The 21,240-nt window shown below is 57.6% G+C and carries 20 protein-coding genes; 5 read left to right on the forward strand and 15 right to left on the reverse strand.

Features of this window, described 5'->3' with window-relative positions:
* Positions 1-20 precede the first annotated feature (20 nt).
* Together J1C54_RS01575 and J1C54_RS01580 are read right to left on the reverse strand one after the other, a co-directional pair.
* On the reverse strand, positions 21-815 hold the full coding sequence (locus tag J1C54_RS01575) for an SDR family oxidoreductase (RefSeq protein WP_229144074.1): 795 nt from the start codon (positions 813-815) through the stop codon (positions 21-23).
* Between the two features lie 7 nt (positions 816-822).
* On the reverse strand, positions 823-1,395 hold the full coding sequence (locus tag J1C54_RS01580) for a hypothetical protein (protein WP_229144075.1): 573 nt from the start codon (positions 1,393-1,395) through the stop codon (positions 823-825).
* 155 nt (positions 1,396-1,550) lie between these two features.
* Between J1C54_RS01580 and J1C54_RS01585 the strand changes: the two genes are divergently transcribed.
* Complete coding sequence (locus J1C54_RS01585) at positions 1,551-2,084, forward strand: TetR/AcrR family transcriptional regulator (protein WP_229144076.1); 534 nt, start codon at positions 1,551-1,553, stop codon at positions 2,082-2,084.
* Here the strand turns inward: J1C54_RS01585 and J1C54_RS01590 are convergent.
* From J1C54_RS01590 to metG, 10 genes are all read right to left on the reverse strand, one after another.
* Positions 2,056-2,436, reverse strand: coding sequence for a TfoX/Sxy family protein (locus tag J1C54_RS01590; protein WP_229144077.1), 381 nt, complete (start codon positions 2,434-2,436; stop codon positions 2,056-2,058). The genes J1C54_RS01585 and J1C54_RS01590 overlap by 29 nt on opposite strands.
* Positions 2,437-2,439: 3 nt before the next feature.
* Entirely contained in the window at positions 2,440-3,165 is a 726-nt protein-coding gene (locus J1C54_RS01595; protein WP_229144078.1) for an ABC transporter ATP-binding protein, read from the reverse strand.
* On the reverse strand, positions 3,158-4,375 hold the full coding sequence (locus tag J1C54_RS01600; protein WP_229144079.1) for an ABC transporter permease: 1,218 nt from the start codon (positions 4,373-4,375) through the stop codon (positions 3,158-3,160). Before J1C54_RS01600 ends, J1C54_RS01595 begins: the two co-directional genes overlap by 8 nt.
* Complete coding sequence (locus J1C54_RS01605) at positions 4,375-5,604, reverse strand: efflux RND transporter periplasmic adaptor subunit (protein WP_229144080.1); 1,230 nt, start codon at positions 5,602-5,604, stop codon at positions 4,375-4,377. Before J1C54_RS01605 ends, J1C54_RS01600 begins: the two co-directional genes overlap by 1 nt.
* A 133-nt stretch (positions 5,605-5,737) precedes the next feature.
* Positions 5,738-6,187, reverse strand: a complete 450-nt coding sequence (locus J1C54_RS01610) for a thioesterase family protein (RefSeq protein WP_229144081.1) — start codon at positions 6,185-6,187, stop codon at positions 5,738-5,740.
* Positions 6,188-6,227: 40 nt separating this feature from the next.
* Entirely contained in the window at positions 6,228-6,944 is a 717-nt protein-coding gene (locus J1C54_RS01615; RefSeq protein ID WP_255612446.1) for a glutathione S-transferase, read from the reverse strand.
* 7 nt (positions 6,945-6,951) lie between these two features.
* Positions 6,952-7,836 (reverse strand): 1-acyl-sn-glycerol-3-phosphate acyltransferase, encoded by an 885-nt coding sequence (locus J1C54_RS01620; RefSeq protein ID WP_229144083.1) that lies wholly within the window; start codon positions 7,834-7,836, stop codon positions 6,952-6,954.
* Positions 7,837-7,932: 96 nt separating this feature from the next.
* Positions 7,933-8,982: a patatin-like phospholipase family protein gene (locus J1C54_RS01625; protein WP_229144084.1), complete on the reverse strand. Its 1,050-nt coding sequence runs from the start codon at positions 8,980-8,982 to the stop codon at positions 7,933-7,935.
* A 44-nt stretch (positions 8,983-9,026) separates the two neighbouring features.
* Positions 9,027-10,700 (reverse strand): dihydroxy-acid dehydratase, encoded by a 1,674-nt coding sequence (ilvD, locus tag J1C54_RS01630; RefSeq protein WP_229144085.1) that lies wholly within the window; start codon positions 10,698-10,700, stop codon positions 9,027-9,029.
* Between the two features lie 36 nt (positions 10,701-10,736).
* A complete protein-coding gene (gene metG, locus J1C54_RS01635) occupies positions 10,737-12,785 on the reverse strand; it encodes a methionine--tRNA ligase (protein WP_229144086.1) in 2,049 nt (682 codons plus the stop codon).
* 103 nt (positions 12,786-12,888) lie between these two features.
* Between metG and J1C54_RS01640 the strand changes: the two genes are divergently transcribed.
* Positions 12,889-15,060 carry an ATP-binding protein gene (locus J1C54_RS01640; RefSeq protein ID WP_229144087.1) on the forward strand — a complete coding sequence of 724 codons (2,172 nt, stop codon included), beginning with the start codon at positions 12,889-12,891 and terminating at the stop codon, positions 15,058-15,060.
* Here the strand turns inward: J1C54_RS01640 and J1C54_RS01645 are convergent.
* On the reverse strand, positions 15,002-17,767 hold the full coding sequence (locus J1C54_RS01645; protein ID WP_229144088.1) for a hybrid sensor histidine kinase/response regulator: 2,766 nt from the start codon (positions 17,765-17,767) through the stop codon (positions 15,002-15,004). The two genes, J1C54_RS01640 and J1C54_RS01645, sit on opposite strands and share 59 nt — an antisense overlap.
* A 181-nt stretch (positions 17,768-17,948) precedes the next feature.
* A complete protein-coding gene (locus J1C54_RS01650; RefSeq protein WP_229144089.1) occupies positions 17,949-18,386 on the reverse strand; it encodes a nuclear transport factor 2 family protein in 438 nt (145 codons plus the stop codon).
* A 65-nt stretch (positions 18,387-18,451) separates the two neighbouring features.
* Between J1C54_RS01650 and J1C54_RS01655 the strand changes: the two genes are divergently transcribed.
* Positions 18,452-18,751: a DUF2288 family protein gene (locus tag J1C54_RS01655; protein ID WP_229144090.1), complete on the forward strand. Its 300-nt coding sequence runs from the start codon at positions 18,452-18,454 to the stop codon at positions 18,749-18,751.
* 16 nt (positions 18,752-18,767) lie between these two features.
* Here the strand turns inward: J1C54_RS01655 and J1C54_RS01660 are convergent, their stop codons facing one another.
* On the reverse strand, positions 18,768-19,427 hold the full coding sequence (locus J1C54_RS01660; protein WP_229144091.1) for a glutathione S-transferase family protein: 660 nt from the start codon (positions 19,425-19,427) through the stop codon (positions 18,768-18,770).
* A gap of 121 nt (positions 19,428-19,548) precedes the next feature.
* On the opposite strand from J1C54_RS01660, the gene J1C54_RS01665 reads away from it, so the two are divergent.
* Both J1C54_RS01665 and J1C54_RS01670 read left to right on the forward strand, forming a co-directional pair.
* On the forward strand, positions 19,549-20,589 hold the full coding sequence (locus J1C54_RS01665) for a PA0069 family radical SAM protein (protein ID WP_229144092.1): 1,041 nt from the start codon (positions 19,549-19,551) through the stop codon (positions 20,587-20,589).
* A complete protein-coding gene (locus tag J1C54_RS01670) occupies positions 20,589-21,212 on the forward strand; it encodes an alpha/beta fold hydrolase (protein ID WP_229144093.1) in 624 nt (207 codons plus the stop codon). The genes J1C54_RS01665 and J1C54_RS01670 overlap by 1 nt, the downstream gene beginning before the upstream one ends.
* The last annotated feature ends 28 nt before the right edge of the window (positions 21,213-21,240 follow it).

Here is a 21,240-nt window from a genome sequence, read left to right on the forward strand (position 1 = left end):
ACGCTTTTGTCCTTTCACAGTTACTCTTTGAATGGATTGAGTCGATCGCCCAGCCGGTATTGCAACGCCACCGGCAGTGGTCGCACGGTGGCGGCCATCAATTTGTTGACCATGCCGGTGACACATACCGGCTTGCCCTTCATCACTGCCTGCCAGCCCTCACGGGCCACGGCATCAGCGCCCTGCCAGAAAAAGCCCGGCAATTTATCGGTGGTATCGCGGGTGCCCATGACATCGTGGAATTCGCTGTATGTGAACCCCGGGCACAGTGCGGTGACGTGAATGCCCTGGGGCTTTAGCTCCATGTCGAGGGACTGGGAGATATTCAGCACATAGCTCTTGATGCCGGTGTACAGCAGGCTGGCGGCCGGAGGTGACAGGGCGGCCACCGACGACAGGTTGATAATTCTTCCCCAGCCGCGCGCTCGCATGCCAGGAAGTACCCGGTGGCAGAGTTCAGTCAGCGCCGTCACCATCAACTGGATTTCTGCGGCCAGTGTTGGCCAGGGGGTGTCAGCAAAGGCGGTTTTGCCGGACAGGCCAGCGTTATTGATCAGCACATCAACGGCAATCTCATTTGCATCGGCAAACGCCATGATAGCGGCCGGCGCAGACGGGTCGTTCAAGTCTGCGGCAAAGACATCACAGCGAATGCCATGGTCGCGTTTCAGTTCGTCGGCTAGATCCTGCAGGCGCTCTGCGCGACGCGCCACCAATAACAGGTTATAGCCCTCAGCAGCCAGGTGGCGGGCAAAGGCGGCGCCAATGCCGGCAGAAGCGCCGGTGATCAGGGCGGTACGATTCTGGTTAGTCATGGTGTCCTCACAAGTTGAACAGCGCAGGAATCTCGCGCTTGCCGATAAAAAAGTTGTGCCGGGCGCGGCCAATGTCGCCGCGATACGCTGCCTGTGGCCCCTCCAGCAGAAACGGGTAGGGGATCTGCCGCTGCGCGCGGGTAAAGCCCCAGGTGCCGATGCCAAGATAAAGACCCGGCGCCATGCGACGGACTTCGTCGACCATATTGATGTCGCCACACAGCGAATGAAAGTGGCGATACACCAGCTGGTAGGAAGGACGTCCATCGAAGCGCGACGCAGCAATCAAAGTCTGCATCGGGTAACGCTGGGTGATTCCCCCGCGCTGACGAAAGCTGTTGTAACCGCGACCGCTGTTGGCATCCAGAGGGCGGAATGCCTTGCATAGCCAGCTGCCCATTGGATTGTTCAGCACCATCTGGCCAAGCTTTGTCGCCATCCAGCTCGGCTGGGCCAGCAGACTGGCCGCATATTCTCCGTTCATCTCACTGATGGCCGGGGCCTCTAGCGTCGAAAACAGCTGCAGTAACTCGGCCGTTGAGTGCTGGCGCAGAGCTGCCGCGGACATGCCTTGCTTCATCGCTGGTCTCCTGCGTGAATTTGATGGCCATCTCTTGAATGGCATTCAAGGAGATCCTAATGAATTGTTGAATGCTATTCAAGAGGTGCGATAAGCGACTAGAATGGGCCGGCTTGCGGAGCCCTTACCGCAGGCCATATCAGGGGTGGCTAACCATGGCACAGACCAAACGCGATCAGGACCGGGCGGAAAAACGAGACGAGATCATTGCTGCGGCCCGTACGCTGTTTATCGAAGCCGGCTACGAGGACACCTCAATCAGCAGGTTGGCTGCCGCCGCCGGGGTCGCCCCCAACACCATCTACTGGTACTTCAAGGACAAGGATGAGGTGCTGGTGGCGGTGCTAGATGCCGAGTTCAGCGAGGGTATGGCCGAGTACCTGCAACTGCCGGTCACCGACGCGGCAGAGCGGTTGTATTGGGTGGTACAGCGGCTGGAGCGGGTCAGCCGCCTGGTCAGCACGGTGCATTCTCGTCTTGAGGCGTCGGAAGCGATCAACCTCTGGCACGAGCGCTTTCACACCATCAGCGAAGGGATTTTGCGGGTATCACTACAGCACGCTGGTGTGCCGGCAGACCGGATTGAAACTCGGACAAAAATCAGCGTATTCACGATAGAGGGCTTGCTAGCGCATCCGATGAGTGAAGTGGACAAGCAGATTATTTGCCGGGAGTTGGTGAGGGCCTGAGTAATCGGTGCTGGCGTGGCTTGCCGGCGGGCTTCTTTCCACGCAATGCTGCTGCGAACGAGCGCTGTGCCCAGATTGCTGCCTGTTCCCGGTCATCCATGATCTCGTCGGGCGCCTGGTAGTAGGAGATTTTCATCACCTTGCCCTGTTTGTTGTACTCGAACGGCCCCAATCCCTGTTCCTGAAAATAGCTCACATTCTCCGCATCTGCCTTCAGGTACAGGATGTCATCTGACACTAGCCCAAACATCAGGCCCTGATGATAGATGCCGGAGCCGCCGAACATTTTGCGGGCACTGATCGGGCCGAATAGTTCGAACACTTCCTGCAGGTATTGGGTGAACTGGCTCATAGACTATTCCCCGTTTTCCGTCTTGTCCTGCATGACATCACTGACAATGCGACCATCCACCAGATCGATGGTGCGGTCGCAGGTGGATGATAAACGCGGGTCATGGGTTACCAGTAGCACCGCGCAGCCGCGCTCGCGATGGAAGCGGCGGAACAGTTCAAACACTTCGCTTGCTGTACGAGTATCGAGATTGCCTGTCGGCTCGTCGGCCAGTAAAAGTGCCGGCTCGGTGATCAGCGCGCGGGCGATGGCGACGCGCTGTTGCTGGCCGCCGGAGAGCTGATTGGGTTTGGTGTCCGCATATTTTTCCAGGCCCACGGAGGCGAGCAGATCCCGTGCCCGTTGCATGGCTGATTTGTCGGGTTTTCCCTGTGCCAGCATCAAAGGCATCAGTATGTTTTCGATGGCGCTGAAGGCTTGAATCAGATGATGAAACTGGAACACAAAGCCAATGGAATTGCCGCGTAGTGCGGTGCGCCCGGCGTCGTCCATGGCGCGGGTGGCCTGACCAAGTAGATACAGTTCGCCATCGGTGGGCCTATCGAGCAGGCCGATCAAATTCAGCAGTGTGCTCTTGCCTGATCCGGAGGGGCCGATAAGCGCCGCGAAGTCATTGCGACCGATACTCAGATCAATGCCATGCAACACCTCCGCCTCATTGGGGCGGCCCACGTTATAGGATTTTCGCAGCGCCTCCAGGCGCATGACTTCGGTTGCTGTATCAGACACGAATGGCCACCACTGGATCAAGGGCGGCAGCCCGCCGCGACGGCAATGCTGCTGCCAGCACCCCCGTTAAGGTGGCCAGCAGCATGGTCACCAGCACCAGCCCACCGGGAACGGGGATATAGAACAAGCCCGGCCCAAAGGTATTGAATACCCACACCAGTCCGTAACTTGCGGCGATACCTGCCACCGATCCGAGCAGGCTGAACACGCCACCCTGAATCAGGAATACCCGCAGGATTTGCTGACGGGTGGCGCCGGTAGCACGGAGGATGCCGATTTCCCGGGTGCGCTGCACCACACTGACGGACAACACGCTGGCAATGCCGAAGGCCACCGATATGGCGACAAACACGATGATCATATTGGTGGACAGGCTTTGTGCGCTGAGGGCATTCATCAGCTGGGCATTACTCTCGATCCAGCTTTCCGCATTTAGTGAGGTAAGACGCTCCACCTGAGCAGCGATGGTGTCGGCGGCAAAGATATCCGCCACGGTCAGGTCAATGACTGTGATGCCGCCGGGCAAATCAAGTAGCGACTGCGCCTGTTTCAAGTCAAGGTAGACATAGCGCGAATCAAGCTCACGTACGCCCAGTTCGAATATGCCGGCGATGTTGACCACAGCACTATTCTGCTGGCCGCTTTCAAGGCGCAGTTTGCTGCCCACGCGCACCCCCAGATCATCGGCCAGCAGCTTGCCCACTATGGCATCGCCAGCACCCACACGCAGTTGTCCGCTGACCATGTATTGTTCAAGCGGAATGATGCGCTGATAGCGTTCCTCATCGATGCCTACCAGTGCTACCGACTCAAAGGCCTCGCCGCGCCGGGCAAAGGCCGGCCCGGATACCACCGGCGATACCGCCGTCAGTAGTGGTAGCTGATCCAGTGTCGCGCGCACCTGTTGCCAGTTATTGATTGAGCGTAGCCGTTGCGCTCGTTTGTCTTCCTGAAGCAGTTGCAGGGTGCCGGGTGTTGCTGGCAGCAGCACATTCATTTCATCCGGCGACAACAAGCGGATATGGGCCTGCGTGCCCAGAGTGCGTTGGATGATATTGGCCTGCAGCCCCTGTATCAGAGCGGTGACAAATACGATCACTGCCACGCCAACCGCTACGCCCACGATTATCATCAGTGACTGAGCACGGCCCTCGCGTAGAAAACCTATGGCCAGGGTCCATTCAATCCATAGTCTGCGCGGCGACAGCATCAGTTCAGGTTTACCGGTAGTTCGTTCAGGGTGGCGGAGTCACCAGTATTACCGGGCTGCGGTGTCTGGCTCCCGGTGAAGCGCACCCGCGTGCCGTCAGCCAGTGGGGCAGCGGCGTCCGCCAGTACGGCGTCGCCCGCGCTCAAGCCAGACAGCACTTCAGTCATGGCCAGGCCGCGCATGCCCAATGTCACGTTCTGCCTTTGCACCTTGCCATCGCGCAGCAGCAGCACCTGTGCCTGATCATTCTGGACATTGCCAAGGGCGTCGTTGGGCACCGCCAGAGCCTGCTCGCGGCGCCCGGTTTCCACATTCACAGAAACGGTCATGTCCTGACGCAGAAAATCAGGCACCGGGTCCACGGCCAGGCGCACTTCCACGGTACCCCTTTGGGCATCGATACTGGGGGCAATAAAGTTGATGCGCGCAGGGAAGGGTCGGTTGGGGTAGGCATCGGCGACTGCCATGGCGCTTTGCTGTAACGCCAGCCGTGACAGATTGCGCTCATCGAATGGCACAAGGATTTCCGTGCCGCCATCACGGGCAATGGTGAATAGCACCCGCCCCGGCTGCACCAGATCGCCGGGTTCCACATTGCGGGTCAGCACGGTGCCGGCCACTTCAGAGCGCACTATGGTCTTGGCAAGCTGTGCCTGCAGGGCGGCAAGTCGCTCGCGTAACAGCACTTCCTCCACATTGCCCGGTGCCAGTGCGGCGGAGGTCAAACGGGCCGCCTCCAAAGCGCTGCGAGCGACAACTTCGGCCTGTTCGGCTTGCTCCAGCGCTTCGCTGGAAATCAGGGAACGCTCGGCCAGATCCCGTCGCCGCGCCGTTTCCCGTTGCGCCTGCTCAAGTTGTGACTGGGCTCGCTCAAGTGCTACCCGAGCCTGCGGACGGGTGCTTTTTTCCAGCTCCGTCAATGCGGCCTCGGCCTGACGTACCTGAGCGGCGATATCATCTGCTCGCAGCACCACAAGGATGTCGCCGGGATTAACGGTGTCGCCCTCACGCACGCGACGTTCCAGCACTACCGCAGTCACTTCACTGCTAATTTGCGCCCGCGAATCTGTCACCACCCGGCCGGTTGCTACTACAGTCTGCACTAGCGGCATGGCGCTGATCACATAGCCCTGCACCTGCGGGCCCTGCCACCAGCGTAGCGTGCCGTAGGCCAGCGCCAGAGCTACAGCGGTAACAATGATCAGAGGCGAGTAATGGGCCGCGCGCACGGTGACTCTCCAGGTTCGAGCAACAGGGTAATGGACATAGTGGCAAAAGCAGGCTGGCTTGGCCATTTACCTATGACATGTATGGGTGAACTGATCATATGCTCATTTCGCCCTGTAAATGTACAAGGTTTGCTCAGGCAGGTATTGAGCCTGCATGATCAATTTTGATGCCGGGGGCGCCTTGCTCAAGCTTTTCTCGCATGTCTTGGGGGATGACCATTTTTTCATGTTGAACGGCGCTGACCATGACATAAATCACTTCAGCCGATAGCAAAGTCTTTGAAGTCGCATGATTATAAAAATCAAACTTCAATGCGTAGGATGAGTTTCCGATCTTTCCCGGTTTCACGGTAACGGCAATCACTTCATCGAAGTGAGCCGGGGCTTTCCAGTCCATTGAGATATGGACAACCTGATTATCAATGCCCATGGATAAAATATCGTTGTAGTTTCCCCAGATCACCCGAAGAAACTCAGTCACAGCGACATCAATATAATCCACATAGCGTCCATTAAAGACCACCTTCTGTGCGTCGCATTCAGCGTATCTAACTCGAAGTAGATAACAAAAATCATCATTCATCTAATCTGGCTCCCCCCAAATTTTTTCGGTGGCTTAACCGCTAATGGTTGTGTTCGGCAGAGTTTGGAAATACCACCACTTTATCGCCTTCCCGCCAAGGCTGGAATTTTTCCATAATCTGATGGAAGGCCGGATGGTCGAGCCAATCCGTCAGCCACCGTTGCAGATCAGGGTAGGGCAGGCTGAAAAACACTTCCCGGTCCACATGGGCGAATTGGCGCACAAAAGGCATGACGCCGATATCGGCGATGCTGATGCCGTCACCTAGCAGGTATCTATTGCTGGCTAGCATCTTCTCCAGAGCCTGCAAAAATATCTCGCCTTGTTGCCGGTATTCCAGCTGGCTATTTTCAGGATGGCGATCAGCATATTTGTAGCGATCCAGCCAGTGTTTGAATTCGTTATCGTTGCGCTCGATCAGGGCATTGGCGCTGGCCATATCCACATTTAACAAACCTTGCGGGTCGTTCTGTCGCAGCGCCCATTGCAGTATTTCCCTGCTTTCCTCAATAACCTGTCTGCTGGAGCCATCGCTCTCAGTCAGCTCCAGAACGGGAACCGTACCTTTGGGACTGATGGCCAGCATTTGCGCCGGCTTATTCCTGAGCACTATCTCCCGTAGCTCCACCTGCTGCTCGGCAAACAGGATGCCGAGCCGCGCGCGCATGGCGTACGGGCAACGGCGAAAGGAATACAAGCGAGGTAGTGAGTTAGTGATAGTGTGTTTCCTGATTAAACTGGCTATTGGCTTGAACATCAGGCTATTACGCCGTATTGCTGCCGTCCACCACCAGCAGCTCAACCGCCTGTTCCACCTGTTTCAGCGCAGCGGGCAAGTCACCGTTATCATCAAAGAGCTGTGCCGGTTCGATGGCGGTGCCGATGGTCATGGTGATACGCCAGGGCACAATCGGCAGGAACACTAGCGGTGATCCCAGCCACAGCCAGACGATCAAGGCACGCCACTCAATGGCTAGCGGAACACAGGCAAAGATGGCGGTAGCGCCGAGCAGGCTGGTCAGCGAAATACCCCAGCGCTTGAGCCCTATCAAGCGTGGCACAACCAACGCCCATGCCAGCCATTGGGCGCGCAAAAACACCGGGCAGGTGTAATGGGAGCCGTGAATGCCCAGCGGCACAATTGGCACACCGGCATCGCGGGCAATTTTCAGAAACCCGGTACGGCCACCAAAATCCACACGGTTAGCCTGCCACACCGGGCGCAGCGTTTCGTGATCGCCGCCGGGAAAAATCAGTATGGGTACACCCTGACCAAGTGTTTGCTGGGCAGCCTCGTAAGTTGAGGGAATAGCGCCAATGGATCGCAGCAGGCGGGATAGCGGAAACACACTGAACCCCTGCGGCAGGGCGAACCCGGCAAGACGACGCTGTGATCCTGCATGACGCAAATAGAGCGCAATAAAGCTCATGATCTCCGCGATCCCGGCGCCGGCAGAATGGTTGGCGACCAGCAGAAAAGGTTTGTCATCAGGCAAGTGCTCGATGCCGCGCAACCGGGCCCGAAACAATAGCCGAACCAGCGGGTAGAGCATGCGGCTGGCGACACCAGACACCCAGGGGGCAATCACACCGGGCTGGTCGATCTTGATGTCCCTGGCCCAGTCGGCAGTGCTACGGCGTAAACGCATTGCTGCATCCTTGAAGATGTTGTGCCATTTTGACAACGGAAAGATCCGCAAGGAGAGTATGAAACAGGGTCGGGCGTTCGAATATAGGCTGTCAGACTAAATGTAGCCGCCAATATCCCCGTGCCGCGCTACGCCATCCATCTCTTGTGCCAATTCCTCCGACCGCTTCATCACTTCCCCCCAATAGCGAATTCTTTCCGCATCCTCCATGCGGCCGAAATCCTTGCGGTCCGGGATCTTGCCGTACGGTAGGCTGGCGACCCATTCGGCGCTGGGGCAGAGGATCAGCACGTTGTCATAGTGGCGCGGGTTGCCGCGGCGCCAGCTCAGCATCTTGTCGAACCAGCCGGGGGTGATGTGCGGGTAGAAGTGCGGGTAGAGCACCAGTGAGTCGTCGCTGAAGGGGATGTCGAAGTGGTAGTCGGTGACGCCGCCGTCGTAGTACATGCCGGGGCCGGCGCCATGGATATCTTCGACGGCGCTTAGCGCCAGCGGGATTGAACCGGAGGCCATCACCGCGTCGCGCAGGTTGTGCTCGCTAAGTGGTACGCGGTGGGTGGGCAAATCATCCATGGCGTAGAACGGTGGCTTGCCCTGCGCGGAGTGAAACAGCACGCGCTCGAAGAAGGCGCCGAGGGTGTTGCGGTGCACAGCATTGGCGGTGGCCGCCATTACCAGGGCGGCGGCCTGCACCGGACGGCGTTTGCTGGCGTTCAGTCCTTTGGCGCGGCAGGCAATCAGGTTCAGGCGCATCACCGGGTTGTTGAGGATTTCCTGCACGTTCTGTTCCGTGGGGATGGCGGCATCGAGAATGGTGCGGCACAGGGTGGTGACCTGTTCCACGTTCATGCCTTTTTCAAAGCAAACGTGCTGGTAGGCATGAGCAAAACGTTTTGACGCCGCTTGCGGATCGTTCTGGGCGTAGCAGGCGAAGCGCCAGGCACCGGCAGAGCTGCCGATCATATCGAGCGGGGTGGTGCGGCCCTTGAAGAATTCACCGAGCAGATATTGATCCAGGCCGAACAGGGCCATCCACTTTGGTCCGCCACTGGCGCCGACGATCACTGAGAAGTCCTGCTGGTGCAGGCCGTGGTCGAGCAGGTGCTGGCGGGCGCGGGGGCCGGCGATGAGTTGCAGGGCTTTCACTGGCGGAGAAACTCCTTATAAGCCTACCGGGCTTCAAGCCCCGGTCAGTCGATCTTGTCGGTGACCGCACCTTCCGAGGCGGAGGCCACCACGCGCGCATATTTGGCCAGCAGGCCACGACGATAGCGCGGTGGCGGCGCCTGCCAGCGGCTCAGTCGTTCGGCGATGGTCTGCTCATCCACATGCAGGGTGATGCAAGCTTCGCGAGCGTCGATGGTGATGCCGTCACCGTCCTCGACGATTGCCAGCGGGCCACCGTTCATGGCTTCCGGGGTGATATGGCCAACGACAAAGCCATGGCTGCCGCCTGAGAACCGGCCATCGGTGATTAGCGCCACATCCTGGCCGAGGCCGCGCCCCATGACCGCCGAGGTGGGGCTGAGCATTTCGCGCATGCCCGGGCCGCCCTTCGGGCCTTCGTAACGGATCACGATGACGCTGCCCTTGTCGACTTCACCGGCAAGAATGGCTTGCAGGGCATCTTCCTCGGAATGGAAAACTTTCGCCTTGCCGGTGAACGACAGGCCTTCCTTGCCGGTAATTTTGGCTACCGCACCATCCGGCGCCAGATTGCCTTTGAGGATGACCAGGTGGCTGTCTTCCTTTATCGGATTGGCGAGCGGCTTGATGATCTGCTGGTCAGCAGGATAGTCGGCCACATCCGCAAGATTCTCGGCCAGGGTTTTGCCGGTCACCGTCAGGCAGTCTCCGTGCAGCAGGCCGGCATCCAGCAGCCGCTTCATCAACGGCTGGATGCCGCCGATGGCCACCAGCTCACTCATCATGTAACGACCGCTGGGGCGCAGGTCAGCTAGCACCGGTACGCGCTTGCCGATACGGCTGAAGTCGTCAATGGACAGTTCCACATCCGCAGTGTGCGCCATGGCCAGCAGGTGCAGCACCGCGTTGGTGGAACCGCCTAGTGCGATCACCACGGTGATGGCGTTTTCAAAGGCTTCGCGGGTCATGATGTCGCGCGGGCAAATATTGCCTTCTACCAGCTTGAGTACGGCTTCGCCGGCGCGCAGGCAGTCTTCCTGCTTGCTGCCGGAAACAGCTTCCTGGGAGGAGCTGCCGGGCAGGCTCATGCCCAGTGCTTCAATCGCCGATGCCATGGTGTTGGCGGTATACATGCCGCCACAGGAACCGGCCCCGGGAATGGCCGTCTCTTCAATCTGTTTCACCTGAATCAGATCGATGTCGCCGCGGGCATGCTGGCCCACGGCTTCGAATACGGAAATGATATCGGTGTGGTTGCTGCCCGGCTGGATGGTGCCGCCGTAGACAAAAATTGCTGGCCGGTTGAGCTGGGCAATGGCCATCAGGCAGCCCGGCATGTTCTTGTCGCAGCCGCCAATGGCGACCAGACCATCAAAGCCTTCGCAGCTGGTTACCGCTTCAATGGAATCGGCAATGACTTCCCGCGATACCAGCGAATACTTCATGCCTTCGGTGCCGTTGGCGATGCCATCGGAGATGGTGATGGTATTGAAAATCACCCCTTTGCCACCGGCGCCATCCACGCCCTGACAGGTGTAGTCCGCCAGCTTGTTGATGTGCATATTGCAGGGCGTGACCATGCTCCAGGTGGAAGCGATGCCGATCTGCGGCTTGTGAAAATCCGCATCGGTAAATCCGGTGGCGCGCAACATGGCCCGGGCCGGTGCCTTTTGCACACCGTCCACTACCTCAGAGGAATAACGTCGGTTCTTGCTCATGGCATGGCTCCTTGTTCTGTATTCAGCGAAGCGGAATTACCGTACTTCCATGCCTGGTTCGGCGCCGGAGTCCGGGGACAGCAGGAACACGTCCTCACCACCGGGACCGGCGGCCAGCACCATGCCTTCGGACAGACCAAACTTCATCTTGCGCGGGGCCAGATTGGCCACCAGTACCACCAGCTTGCCTTCGATCTGCTCCGGGCTGTATTTGGCCTTGATGCCGGCGAACACATTGCGGGTACCTTCTGCGCCCACATCCAAAGTGAGCTGCAGCAATTTGTCGGCGCCTTCCACGTGGGCCGCTTTCACTACTTTAGCGACGCGCAGCTTCACCTTGAGGAAGTCGTCGATGCTGATGTGTTCGTTCACGGCGTCTTCCTTTTTGGTCGCCTTTTTCTCTGGCTTTTTCTCGGCAGAGGATTCGGCGGCGGGGGCAGTGCCTTCGCGCGATGCAGCCAGCAGCGCTTCAATACTGGCCGGTTCGATGCGTTGCATCAGCGGAGTAAAGGCATTGATCTGGTGGCCCAGCAGTTGCTGTTGGGCATCCGCCCAGCTCAGCGCAGGAATATTCAGGAAGGCTTCCGCTTTTTCCGCCAGTTGCGGAAGTACCGGCTTCAGGTACAGCACCAGCAAACGGAATACGTTTAGTGCAGTGGTGCATACCGCTAGCACTTGCTGCTCGCTGCCTGCCTGCTTGGCCAGTGTCCAGGGCGCTTTTTCCTGCACGTACAGGTTGCCGCGGTCCGCCAGTGCCATGATGTCACGCATGGCGCGACCGAACTCCCGCGCTTCATAACTGGCGGCAACGGATGCGGCTGCAGCCTGCACATCGGCAACCAGTTGCGCATCATCCAGTTCGGCGCTGAGCTTGCCACCAAACTTGTTGACGAAATTCGCGGTGCGGCTGGCGATCTGCACCACCTTGCCGATCAGGTCCGAATTCACCCGCTGGACGAAGTCATCCAGGCTCAGATCAAAGTCGTCCACTTTGGAGGTCAGCTTGGCAGCAAAGTAGTAACGCAAATACTCCGGGTTTAGATGATCCAGATAGGTACGTGCCTTGATAAAGGTGCCGCGGGATTTCGACATCTTGGCGCCGTTCACGGTGACAAAGCCGTGCACGTTCAGGGCGGTGGGCTTGCGGAAGCCAGCGCCTTGCAGCATGGCCGGCCAGAACAGGCCGTGGAAGTTGATGATGTCCTTGCCGATAAAGTGATACAGCTCGGCATCGCTGTCCGGAGCCCAGTAACTGTCGAAATCCAGACCATGCTGATTGCAGTAATGCTGGAAGCTGGCCATGTAGCCAATGGGCGCATCCAGCCAGACATAGAAATACTTGCCTGGGTAGCCGGGAATCTCGAAGCCGAAGTAGGGCGCCTCGCGGGAGATGTCCCAGGGCTGCAGGCCGGCTCCCAGCCACTCGTTCAGTTTGTTGGCAACGCTTTCCTGCAACGAGCCAGAGCGCAGCCAGTCGCGCAGCATGTCGGTGAACTTGGGCAGGTTAAAGAACAGCTGGGTGACGCCCTTCATCACCGGCTTGGCGCCGCTGATGGTGGAGTAGGGATCGACCAGCTCGGCGGCAGAATAAGTGGCGCCGCAGACCTCGCAGTTGTCGCCATACTGGTCCGCCGCACCGCACTTGGGGCAGGTGCCTTTGACGAAGCGGTCGGCGAGGAACATGCCTTTTTCCGGGTCAAACAGCTGGGTAATTTCCTTTTCAAGGATATTCCCCGCAGCCTTGTTGCGTTTGAAGATCAGCTCCGCAAAGTGGCGGTTTTCTTCGCTGTGGGTGCTGTGATAGTTGTCGAAACGGATCAGAAAGTCGCTAAAGTCCGCTTCGTGCTCCCGTTTTACGTTGGCAATCTGTTGTTCGGGCGTGACGCCGTTCTCCTCTGCCTTTAGCATGATCGCCGTACCGTGGGCATCATCGGCGCAGACATAGATGCAGTTCTCACCGAACAGCTTCTGGAAGCGCACCCAGATATCGGTCTGGATATACTCAAGCAAGTGGCCAAGATGGATAGGGCCGTTGGCATAGGGCAGGGCGCTGGTAACAAGAATCCTGCGTTGAGATTGGGTCATGATGTGGTGTACCCCGGAATGACAAGGCGCCTATGATACTGGCCGACCGCCTCTATTTCACCCGCGTAACCGGCCGGGGCTGAATTAAAAGGATTATTAAGGCATGTCCCTGAAATATCGCTTGTTACTGTCGCTCTACTCTGCTGCGTTAGCCGCAGTGCTGACCGGCATCGCAGCGTTCTACTTTATTGTCACTCCTGCCTACTTCGATATTGAGGATGGTGCCGCCAGCAATGAGCTGGCCCGGGTGGAAACCGCCTTTATGCAGACCCTGACGACACTGCATGCCCGCAGCCGCGATTGGGCAGAGCGGCCTTCAGTCAAGGCGCTGGCCGATGGTGACTTGACTGCTCGGCCCGCGCCTCCCGGGATCAACGCTCTCGGCGATAGCGGTCTGGATCATGTGGTGGTGGTGGATCAGCAGGGTGGACAGCACTGGTTGTCTTCTGGCGAAGATGTTGATCAGGGGGCTGTGGGAGGCCTTTTCGCTGATTACCAAGATCGTTTCTGTTACCCGTTCTGGGGCGTCACTACACTGTCTGGTATACCTCACCTGTTTGCTCTTGAGCAGGTTGGGGATTGTGGTGCGGTGCTGTTTGCCTTGGCACTGGATCAGACGACAGCCAGTGAGTTGGCTGGCATCACCGGCTTGCCGGTGGAGTTAAAGCCATTTAGCGGAGACCTTGAGCGAGGCAACCGGGTGATTCGTCTTGATGACGGCACCGTGCTGGGCGAGTTTGTCATCCGTGATTATCAGGATAAGCCATTGATGTTGGGTCGCGTGACGGTTGGCCGTGATGGCTATGGTCACGGTGCCCGCATGCTCACCCTGGCGGGACTGAGTTTGTTGGCGGTGGCTTTGCTGGCGGTCACGCTGGTGCATATTTATGTGCGCCGAACCATTTTCAAGCGGCTGGCAAAGCTGCATCAGACAGTGCAGCGCATTGCCCAGGGGGGCAATCTGGACCTGCGTCTGCGGGTGCCCGGCAACGATGAACTCAGTGCCCTGGCGGAGGACTTTAACCGCATGGTGGACAGCATCCGGCAGAGCCAGCGTTCTTTGGCAGAGGCTAGCGAGCGTGCTGATTCGGCGAATCGGGCCAAGAGCCTGTTTCTGGCCAATATGAGCCATGAGATTCGTACCCCGATGACCGCCATTCTTGGTTATACAGAGTTGCTGGAGAATCCCTCCCTGAATGAAGAGGAGCGGCACCGTTATCTTTCCGTGGTGCAGCAAAATGGCGACGCACTGATGGCGCTGATCAGTGATGTGCTGGACCTATCGCGTATTGAGGCCGGACAGTTGAAAGTCGAGCGTCAGCGTTGTCAGTTACCAGCGTTGATGAAAGAGGTGATTTATAGCCATCGCCTTAAAGCGGAGGAAAAAGGTGTAGATCTGGAGCTGGAATATACTTCTCCGGTGCCGGCACATATCAGTACGGATCCGTTTCGTCTGCGCCAGATTCTCGGCAACCTGATTGGCAATGCCATCAAGTTCACGGATGAGGGTCGGGTGGTGGTTCGGCTGAGCTGGGAAGACGGCTTGCAAAGCTGCCTGCTGATCGAAGTGGAGGACAGCGGTATCGGCATGAATGCGGCGGACCTTGACCGAGTGTTCGAGCCCTTTTCCCAGGTTGATGATTCGCATACCCGGCGCCATGGAGGCTCTGGTCTTGGTCTGGCTATTGCCCGTCAGTTGGCACGCTCCATGGGGGGCGATATCAGTGCCAGCAGCACCCCTGGTCATGGCAGCGTATTCAAGGTTTATATTCAGGTCATTGCCGAGGACGATGCCCCGCGGGTGATGCCGCAGCAGGCGCTGGAAGTAGATGTTCGTAGTCAGCAGGCGCCGGCTATCCATGTTGGTGGCCGGGTATTGCTGGTGGAAGATAATGACGTCAATCGCTTACTGGTACATCGCATTCTGAGTCGTGCGGGCATGGAAGTAGTGGAGGCCATTGATGGGCTGCAGGCGTTGGAAAAGGTTGCCGAGGATCCGGGTTTTGATCTGGTGATTCTGGATATGCAGATGCCAGTGATGGACGGTTATGCTGCCGCCAGAGAGCTGCGTCGCACTGGTTTTAGCAAGCCGATACTGGCGCTGACGGCGAATGTTATGTCCGATGATCGGCGTCGTTGCCTGACAGCTGGTTGCGATGATTTCCTTGGTAAGCCAGTGCGTGCCAGTCGATTGCTGGCCGCCTGTTCTCGCTTGATTAGTCTTGGTCGGACCAGCGGGCGCGTGCCAGTGCCTGACGCATCTGATCGCGAGTAACCGGTTTGCACAAATAGTCGTTCATGCCTGACTGTTCTGCCTGTTTGATAGCGTCGGCACCCGCATGGGCGCTCAGGGCAATGATCCAGCAGGGCTTGCGACCCTGCTCTTGTTCCTGTTGGCGAATCGCTCTGGTGGCCTCATAGCCGTTCATACCCGGCATCTCACAGTCCATAAAGATCACCTGCCAATGGGGTTTGGCCGGGGCCACGGTGGCTGCTGCACTGAATCCATCGCTGACAATAGTGGACGGCACTGACAGAGATTCAAGAATGCTGCCGATCACCATCTGACTGACTGCATCGTCATCAACCACTAACACTTTTGTTGGCAGGCTTTGGGCTGTGGAGTGGCCGGATTCGTTACTAGAGGTTGAATAATTTTCGCTGTCACCCAGCAAGTTGTTGAGTGTGCTGCGCAGGCGCCGGGACTCCAGTGGTAACTCGACAATTGGCCGGTTTGCTGGTGTCGAGGCAATCAGGTTGTGATGACGCTCGGCCAGAACAATCCACGGGCAGTGGGCAAATGGTGTTTGGCGCAGGCAAGTCAGAGCCAGATAACTGCGCTGATCAACAATCAGCACGTCCACGCTGGTGTTGTCAGTGTCAAGCCAGCTGGAAATATCACTGGTGCTGGATTCTTCCGCAACCATTCCCCAGCGTTCTGCCAGCTGACACACAGACAGGCGCAGGGCGCGACTTTCCGTGACTGCCAGTAGTCTTTTCCCTGGTAACGAACCATTGTCGACACTCTGACTGGCGAGACGACAGGGCAGAGTGAAATGAAAACTGGCGCCATGGCCAGGTGAACTGGTTACCCGTAACTCTCCGCCCAGCAGTTGGCATAGTTTACGCGATACAGATAGGCCCAAACCGTTGCGCTCTGGTGCATCACTCATGATGGTCACGCATTGTGCGGCATCCAGGCCAATGCCCGTATCGGTGACATCGCAGTCCAGTACCAGATTGCCAACCGCATCGGCGGGTTGGCGCAGACTGATCGAGACGCTGATCTGGCCCGTATCGGTTGAACGGATTGCATTGCTGATCAGGTTGGTGAGAATCTGTTTGACCCGCACCGCATCGGTAATGATCAGGGCGGGTACGCGGCTGTCGATATAGCTATAGATAGGCAGCTTTTTCTCTGCTGCGGCGCTGATGAAAAGACCAATAACATCAGACACCAATTCTTCCGGGCGCACTTCGCCCGGTGTGAGCGATAGCCGCCCGGTTTCAATGCGTGAGTGGTCCAGCAAGTCGTTTAGCACACCGATCAGGGAGTGGGTGGAGTTGTAGATGGTGCCGGCATACTGGCGCTGTCGTTCAGTGCTGACATCGCTGTGGCGGAGCAAATCGGCGATGCCGAGGATGCCTTGCATGGGGGTGCGAATATGGTGACTCATGGTTACCAGAAATTCGTTTTTCGCCTGGCTGCGACTACCGGCGCGCAACACTTCCATCTCAGTACGTAACCGCTGCGCTTCCAATTGGTCGGCCTTGAGACGGTTGATGCGTGCTGCCAGTGCCATCGATAGCAACATGACATCCAGAACGGTGCCGATTTGCAGCAGGTTTTCGGTCAAGGGTGTGCGGCTAATGATGCCAAATTTGTTCAGGGTTATCAGCAAACCACCACTGAGAAGACATATCCATGCGGTAGCAAAATAGCGAGCATCCGGATCGCGGTCGAACAGACGCTGACTGGCGACAAACAACACCGACAGATCGAATGACAGGATCAGCAGCATGTCCAGTGGTAGTAGCCAGACAGTGGGTACAAACGGAACCAGCAGAACCAGTGCCACGGCGATATGGCCATGCATACGCAACAGATTGGCCAGTGAAGCGCGGCGATCAGGCAGCTCCAGAAAAGAAATGGTGAAGCGCGAACCGATCAGCACGATTAATGGCAACAGCAAGGTGAGGACATGACCACCGAGCCAGCCGATGGTTGGCCACAGGTATTGTTGGGCGTGACCTTGCAGTGCGGCCTGAAGCAGGGTCAGGCTGGCGGTCCAGCCAACGTAATAGAGATAGACCGGCTCGCGCACCGATAGAAACAGAAAAAAATGGTAAGCCATCATTACCAGCATGGCGCCGTAGAATAGAGCCTGAAGTTGATCGCTATTAGCTTGCCAGCTTTGCAGGGCATCATTGCGCCACAGCCGCAGCGGGACTTGAATGGAGTGATCCGACTGTATGGACATCAGTATGGTGGTGATGCCATTGCGGTCCAGATCCAGTGGAAAGGTGGGTTTTCTACGCAGCACGGGGCGTTGATCGAAAGGCTGACTGAGTCCGGCGGTGAAGGTCTGTAACAGTGCGTCATCTTTGCGAATAAACAGGTTTACATTGTTCAGTAGCGGGTAGTTGATTACCAACGACCAGTCAGACTGATCCAGCTGGCGGCCATCAATTTGCAGGCGCAGCCAGCAGGTCTGGTTGGTGAAGCCTCGATTAACAGTGCGCTGGGTCGCTGGCTGCCATGGCCATTGGCTGGTTTCGCTGAGCAGCTCGCTGGCTGCAGGGGTTTGATCCGCCGGTAAACACAGCACTTCCTGCTGGCCGCTGGTCGGGCGGACTTGCTGGTCCTGGTCGCTGAGCGCAATGATCTCGGCGGCGTTTACGCTACTGCACAGCAGCAGCGCATAGAGCGCTGCCATGATCCCTGAATAACGGCGTCCGCAAACGCCAGAGCCTGTATCCATGCTGGCCCCCGAGTGCTCCGAAGTATTGCTGGCTAGAGTTGATCCACGGATTTCCTAATCCGAAATGACTAGCCTTGTGATCGAGTCTACATCTTTGGTGTGATTTGAGTAGTGCTGCCGGCACGCCCAGATGGACTTGCCGACGGACGGTCATTGCGCCTGGGGGGGGCAGTTTGAGCTTTTACACCAAAAGGTGTCGTAGTGGCTCGGGCAGGCGCTCGACCAGCGCTTCCGGCAAGCTCACAGCCCTGCGGACAAACTGCCACAGATCCCAGTAGTCCTTGTGTCCCAGAATCATTCCCTTGTTATCCACTTCCAGCCAGGTGGTGCCGGAGATGGTAATCGCCTTGGGCCAGTATTTTGCTTTGAAGGTCATGTCCCATTCTGCGACATGAATATGTTCGCTGCGCACTTCACGCTTCATTACCGCCGTCAGCTCCGGGAAAATCTTTACCATATCCTGATACATGCCAACGATAGCTTTGCGCCCGCGCACTTTCTGGATCGGATCTTCAAAGGTGGCATCGGCGGCGTACAGCTCGAAAACCATGGTTTCGAGATCCTGATCGTTATCCAGCCGGTTCAGATTGTCGACCATGACTTGCATAGGGCTACGCATTCTGGATCCTCCTTTCAACCGTGACGTCAGAACGAGCATAATGCTCCTCCATATCAGGAGGGACCATGACTGAGGACAAAAAATCCCTATTTGAGCACTTGAACGGGGAGACAGGCCGTATAGCCTGGCGCGCACTACAGCCCTGGTTTGCCAAGGGCGACACCTTGCATGTGGCAATCGGCATCGACCTGGTGGCAGTGGCTACGGCGTTGGCGGCGGATGACACGGTAGCGATCAAGGGTTGGCTGGATGCTGGGCAGATTGGTCCGGTGCAGGCCCAACAGGCATCCGTCTGGTATGAGGCGGACGCTGAAGTTTGGGCGGTGGTGGTGCTGCCGTGGATTCTGGTGCAGGCCTGCGATTAAGTAGCGCTGTAGATGATCAGCGCTGAACCATGTTTTTCGCGGCTTCAATGATTTTGGCCGGGCTTAGTTCTTCCGGCACCAGCAGACCCCGCTGTACTGCTTCCCGCTGCTTGATAGTGTCCATCCAGCGCTGCAGGTTTGACAGATCGCTGATATCCACGCCGGACCAGTTGAAAGTCCGCGCCCAGCAGAAATTGGCGATATCGGCGATGGAGTAGTCGCCGGCCAGATATTCATTATCCTTCAGTCGTTCATCCAGCACGGACATCAAGCGCTTTGATTCATTCTGGTAGCGGTCGATGGCGGGCTGGATTTTTTCCGGCATATAGCGGAAGAACACGTTGGCCTGTCCCATCATTGGACCAAGGCCGCCCATCTGGAACATCAGCCATTGGATAACGCTGGAACGACCACGCACATCAGTGGGCAGTAGCCGGCCGGTTTTTTCTGCCAGATAAATCATGATGGCGCCGGATTCAAAAACGGCGAAGTCGTCTTCTTCCGAATCGACGATGGCGGGTATGCGACCGTTTGGGTTGATGGCAAGAAAATCCGGCTGCTTTTGTTCCCCTTGCATCAGATTCAGGGAGCGAACGTTGTACGGCAGGCCGAGCTCTTCCAGAGTGACCGAAGCCTTGTGGCCATTGGGCGTGGCGGCGGTATACAGGGTAATCATGGGGGCTCCTGATGTTGGCGGGGAAAGCGCCAGCATGCCTCAGTCGGCTCCGGGTTGCACTTGCCAGCCATACCCGTGCTGAGCGATGATGCTGTCCATATGATCAGTATTCGAGGCGGCGATGGTCAAGGGGCGCGGAGTCAGTGAAAACCCGGCGGGCAGATTCCAGAATATTGAGGTGGTGCGTGATGAAGGCGAGCCGGTAGTCACTTCGCTGCGCACGGAGTACCGCAGTGAAACAGCGAAAACGCTGATCACCTCCAACGATTCACCGGACGTGCCTTTTGCCCACAGCATCAATCCCTATCGCGGCTGTGAGCATGGTTGCAGTTACTGCTTTGCCCGGCCCACGCACAGCTATCTTGATCTGTCGCCGGGGCTGGATTTTGAAACCAAGATTATTTGTAAGGACAACGCGGTGGAGCTGTTACGCCAGACCCTGGCCAAGGACAGCTATCGCTGCGAGCCGGTGGTGATTGGCAGTGCCACTGATCCCTATCAGCCGATTGAGAAAACTCGCCAGCTGACCCGCGGGTTGCTGGAGGTTTTTCTGGCCCATCGTCACCCGGTTTGCATTATCACCAAGAGTGGTCTGGTGCGTCGGGATCTGGATTTGCTAGCGGCTCTGGCGGGGCAGCAACTGACCTCGGTGGCGGTATCGGTAACCACACTGGATAATTCCCTGAAAGGGAAACTGGAGCCGCGTGCCAGCTCGGGGAGTACTCGACTGGCGGCGATTCGTGAATTGTCTGCGGCGGGCGTACCGGTAACCGTGTTGTTTGCTCCGGTGATTCCGTTTATCAACGACGATGAGCTGGAAGAGGTAATCGCTCAGGCTGCTGAGGCAGGTGCACAGCGCGCCGGCTATGTCATGTTGCGCCTGCCTTGGGAGCTGAAGGAGTTGTGGCAAGGTTGGCTGGATGAGCATTATCCGGATCGTGCCGGGCGGGTGATGTCGGTGGTGCGTGATCTGCATGGCGGCCGCGATTACCAGAGTGGCTGGCATACCCGGCAGACAGGCCGTGGGCAATGGGCTGCTCTGTTTGCCCAGCGATTTGAAATAGCCTGTCGTCGCGCAGGTCTGGAGTGTTATGAAGTGCCGGCACTGCGCACGGATCTGTTCCGGGTGCCGGATAAACCGGATCAACTGGTGTTGTGGTAATGATCGATTTTGTTGTCGATAAGGCAGAGGGCAAACCGTTAGGCACATTACTGTTGGCTCATGGTGCCGGTGCGCCCATGGATAGTGATTTTATGAATGCCATGACAGCCGCGCTGACGGCGGGCGGGGTGACGGTGTTGCGCTTTGAATTTCCCTATATGGCGCAGCGTCGCACAGGCGGTAGCAAGCGGCCACCGGATCGGGCGCCCCTGTTACTGGCGCATTTTGCGGAAGCTTTGTTACAGGCTGGTGATGAGAAAATTTTTATCGGTGGTAAATCCATGGGCGGGCGGATGGCCACCATGCTGGCCACTGAGCAGCTTTGCGCCGGGGTGATCTGTTTTGGCTATCCGTTTCATCCACCGGGCAAAGCAGATAAAACCCGCCTTGATCACTTTGCCCATATGCAGGCAGAAACGTTGATTTGTCAGGGAGAACGGGATCCGTTTGGCACCCATGCCGATGTGGCCAGCTATGCGCTGCCAGATAGCGTGCAGTTGCACTGGCTCAAGGATGGCAATCATGATTTGGCGCCGAGACGGGCCAGTGGGCTATGTCAGCAAGATAATATTGAACAGGCGGCAGATGCTGCTGCCAAGTGGATCGCAGCAAAGTCGTTATAGGAGCGGCGTAAGCCGCTCCTATAATTTT

The organism is Alcanivorax sp. 1008, assembly GCF_020667895.1.
Lineage (GTDB): Bacteria > Pseudomonadota > Gammaproteobacteria > Pseudomonadales > Alcanivoracaceae > PGZG01.

What these genes read in the sequence shown, in the direction of transcription:
- J1C54_RS01575 (WP_229144074.1), bottom strand. Translation starts at nt 815, where the DNA reads ATGACTAACCAGAATCGTACCGCCCTGATCACCGGCGCTTCTGCCGGC.
- J1C54_RS01580 (WP_229144075.1), bottom strand. Translation starts at nt 1,395, where the DNA reads ATGAAGCAAGGCATGTCCGCGGCAGCTCTGCGCCAGCACTCAACGGCC.
- J1C54_RS01585 (WP_229144076.1), top strand. Translation starts at nt 1,551, where the DNA reads ATGGCACAGACCAAACGCGATCAGGACCGGGCGGAAAAACGAGACGAG.
- J1C54_RS01590 (WP_229144077.1), bottom strand. Translation starts at nt 2,436, where the DNA reads ATGAGCCAGTTCACCCAATACCTGCAGGAAGTGTTCGAACTATTCGGC.
- J1C54_RS01600 (WP_229144079.1), bottom strand. Translation starts at nt 4,375, where the DNA reads ATGCTGTCGCCGCGCAGACTATGGATTGAATGGACCCTGGCCATAGGT.
- J1C54_RS01610 (WP_229144081.1), bottom strand. Translation starts at nt 6,187, where the DNA reads ATGAATGATGATTTTTGTTATCTACTTCGAGTTAGATACGCTGAATGC.
- J1C54_RS01615 (WP_255612446.1), bottom strand. Translation starts at nt 6,944, where the DNA reads ATGTTCAAGCCAATAGCCAGTTTAATCAGGAAACACACTATCACTAAC.
- J1C54_RS01620 (WP_229144083.1), bottom strand. Translation starts at nt 7,836, where the DNA reads ATGCGTTTACGCCGTAGCACTGCCGACTGGGCCAGGGACATCAAGATC.
- ilvD (WP_229144085.1), bottom strand. Translation starts at nt 10,700, where the DNA reads ATGAGCAAGAACCGACGTTATTCCTCTGAGGTAGTGGACGGTGTGCAA.
- metG (WP_229144086.1), bottom strand. Translation starts at nt 12,785, where the DNA reads ATGACCCAATCTCAACGCAGGATTCTTGTTACCAGCGCCCTGCCCTAT.
- J1C54_RS01640 (WP_229144087.1), top strand. Translation starts at nt 12,889, where the DNA reads ATGTCCCTGAAATATCGCTTGTTACTGTCGCTCTACTCTGCTGCGTTA.
- J1C54_RS01645 (WP_229144088.1), bottom strand. Translation starts at nt 17,767, where the DNA reads ATGGATACAGGCTCTGGCGTTTGCGGACGCCGTTATTCAGGGATCATG.
- J1C54_RS01650 (WP_229144089.1), bottom strand. Translation starts at nt 18,386, where the DNA reads ATGCGTAGCCCTATGCAAGTCATGGTCGACAATCTGAACCGGCTGGAT.
- J1C54_RS01655 (WP_229144090.1), top strand. Translation starts at nt 18,452, where the DNA reads ATGACTGAGGACAAAAAATCCCTATTTGAGCACTTGAACGGGGAGACA.
- J1C54_RS01660 (WP_229144091.1), bottom strand. Translation starts at nt 19,427, where the DNA reads ATGATTACCCTGTATACCGCCGCCACGCCCAATGGCCACAAGGCTTCG.
- J1C54_RS01665 (WP_229144092.1), top strand. Translation starts at nt 19,549, where the DNA reads ATGGTCAAGGGGCGCGGAGTCAGTGAAAACCCGGCGGGCAGATTCCAG.
- J1C54_RS01670 (WP_229144093.1), top strand. Translation starts at nt 20,589, where the DNA reads ATGATCGATTTTGTTGTCGATAAGGCAGAGGGCAAACCGTTAGGCACA.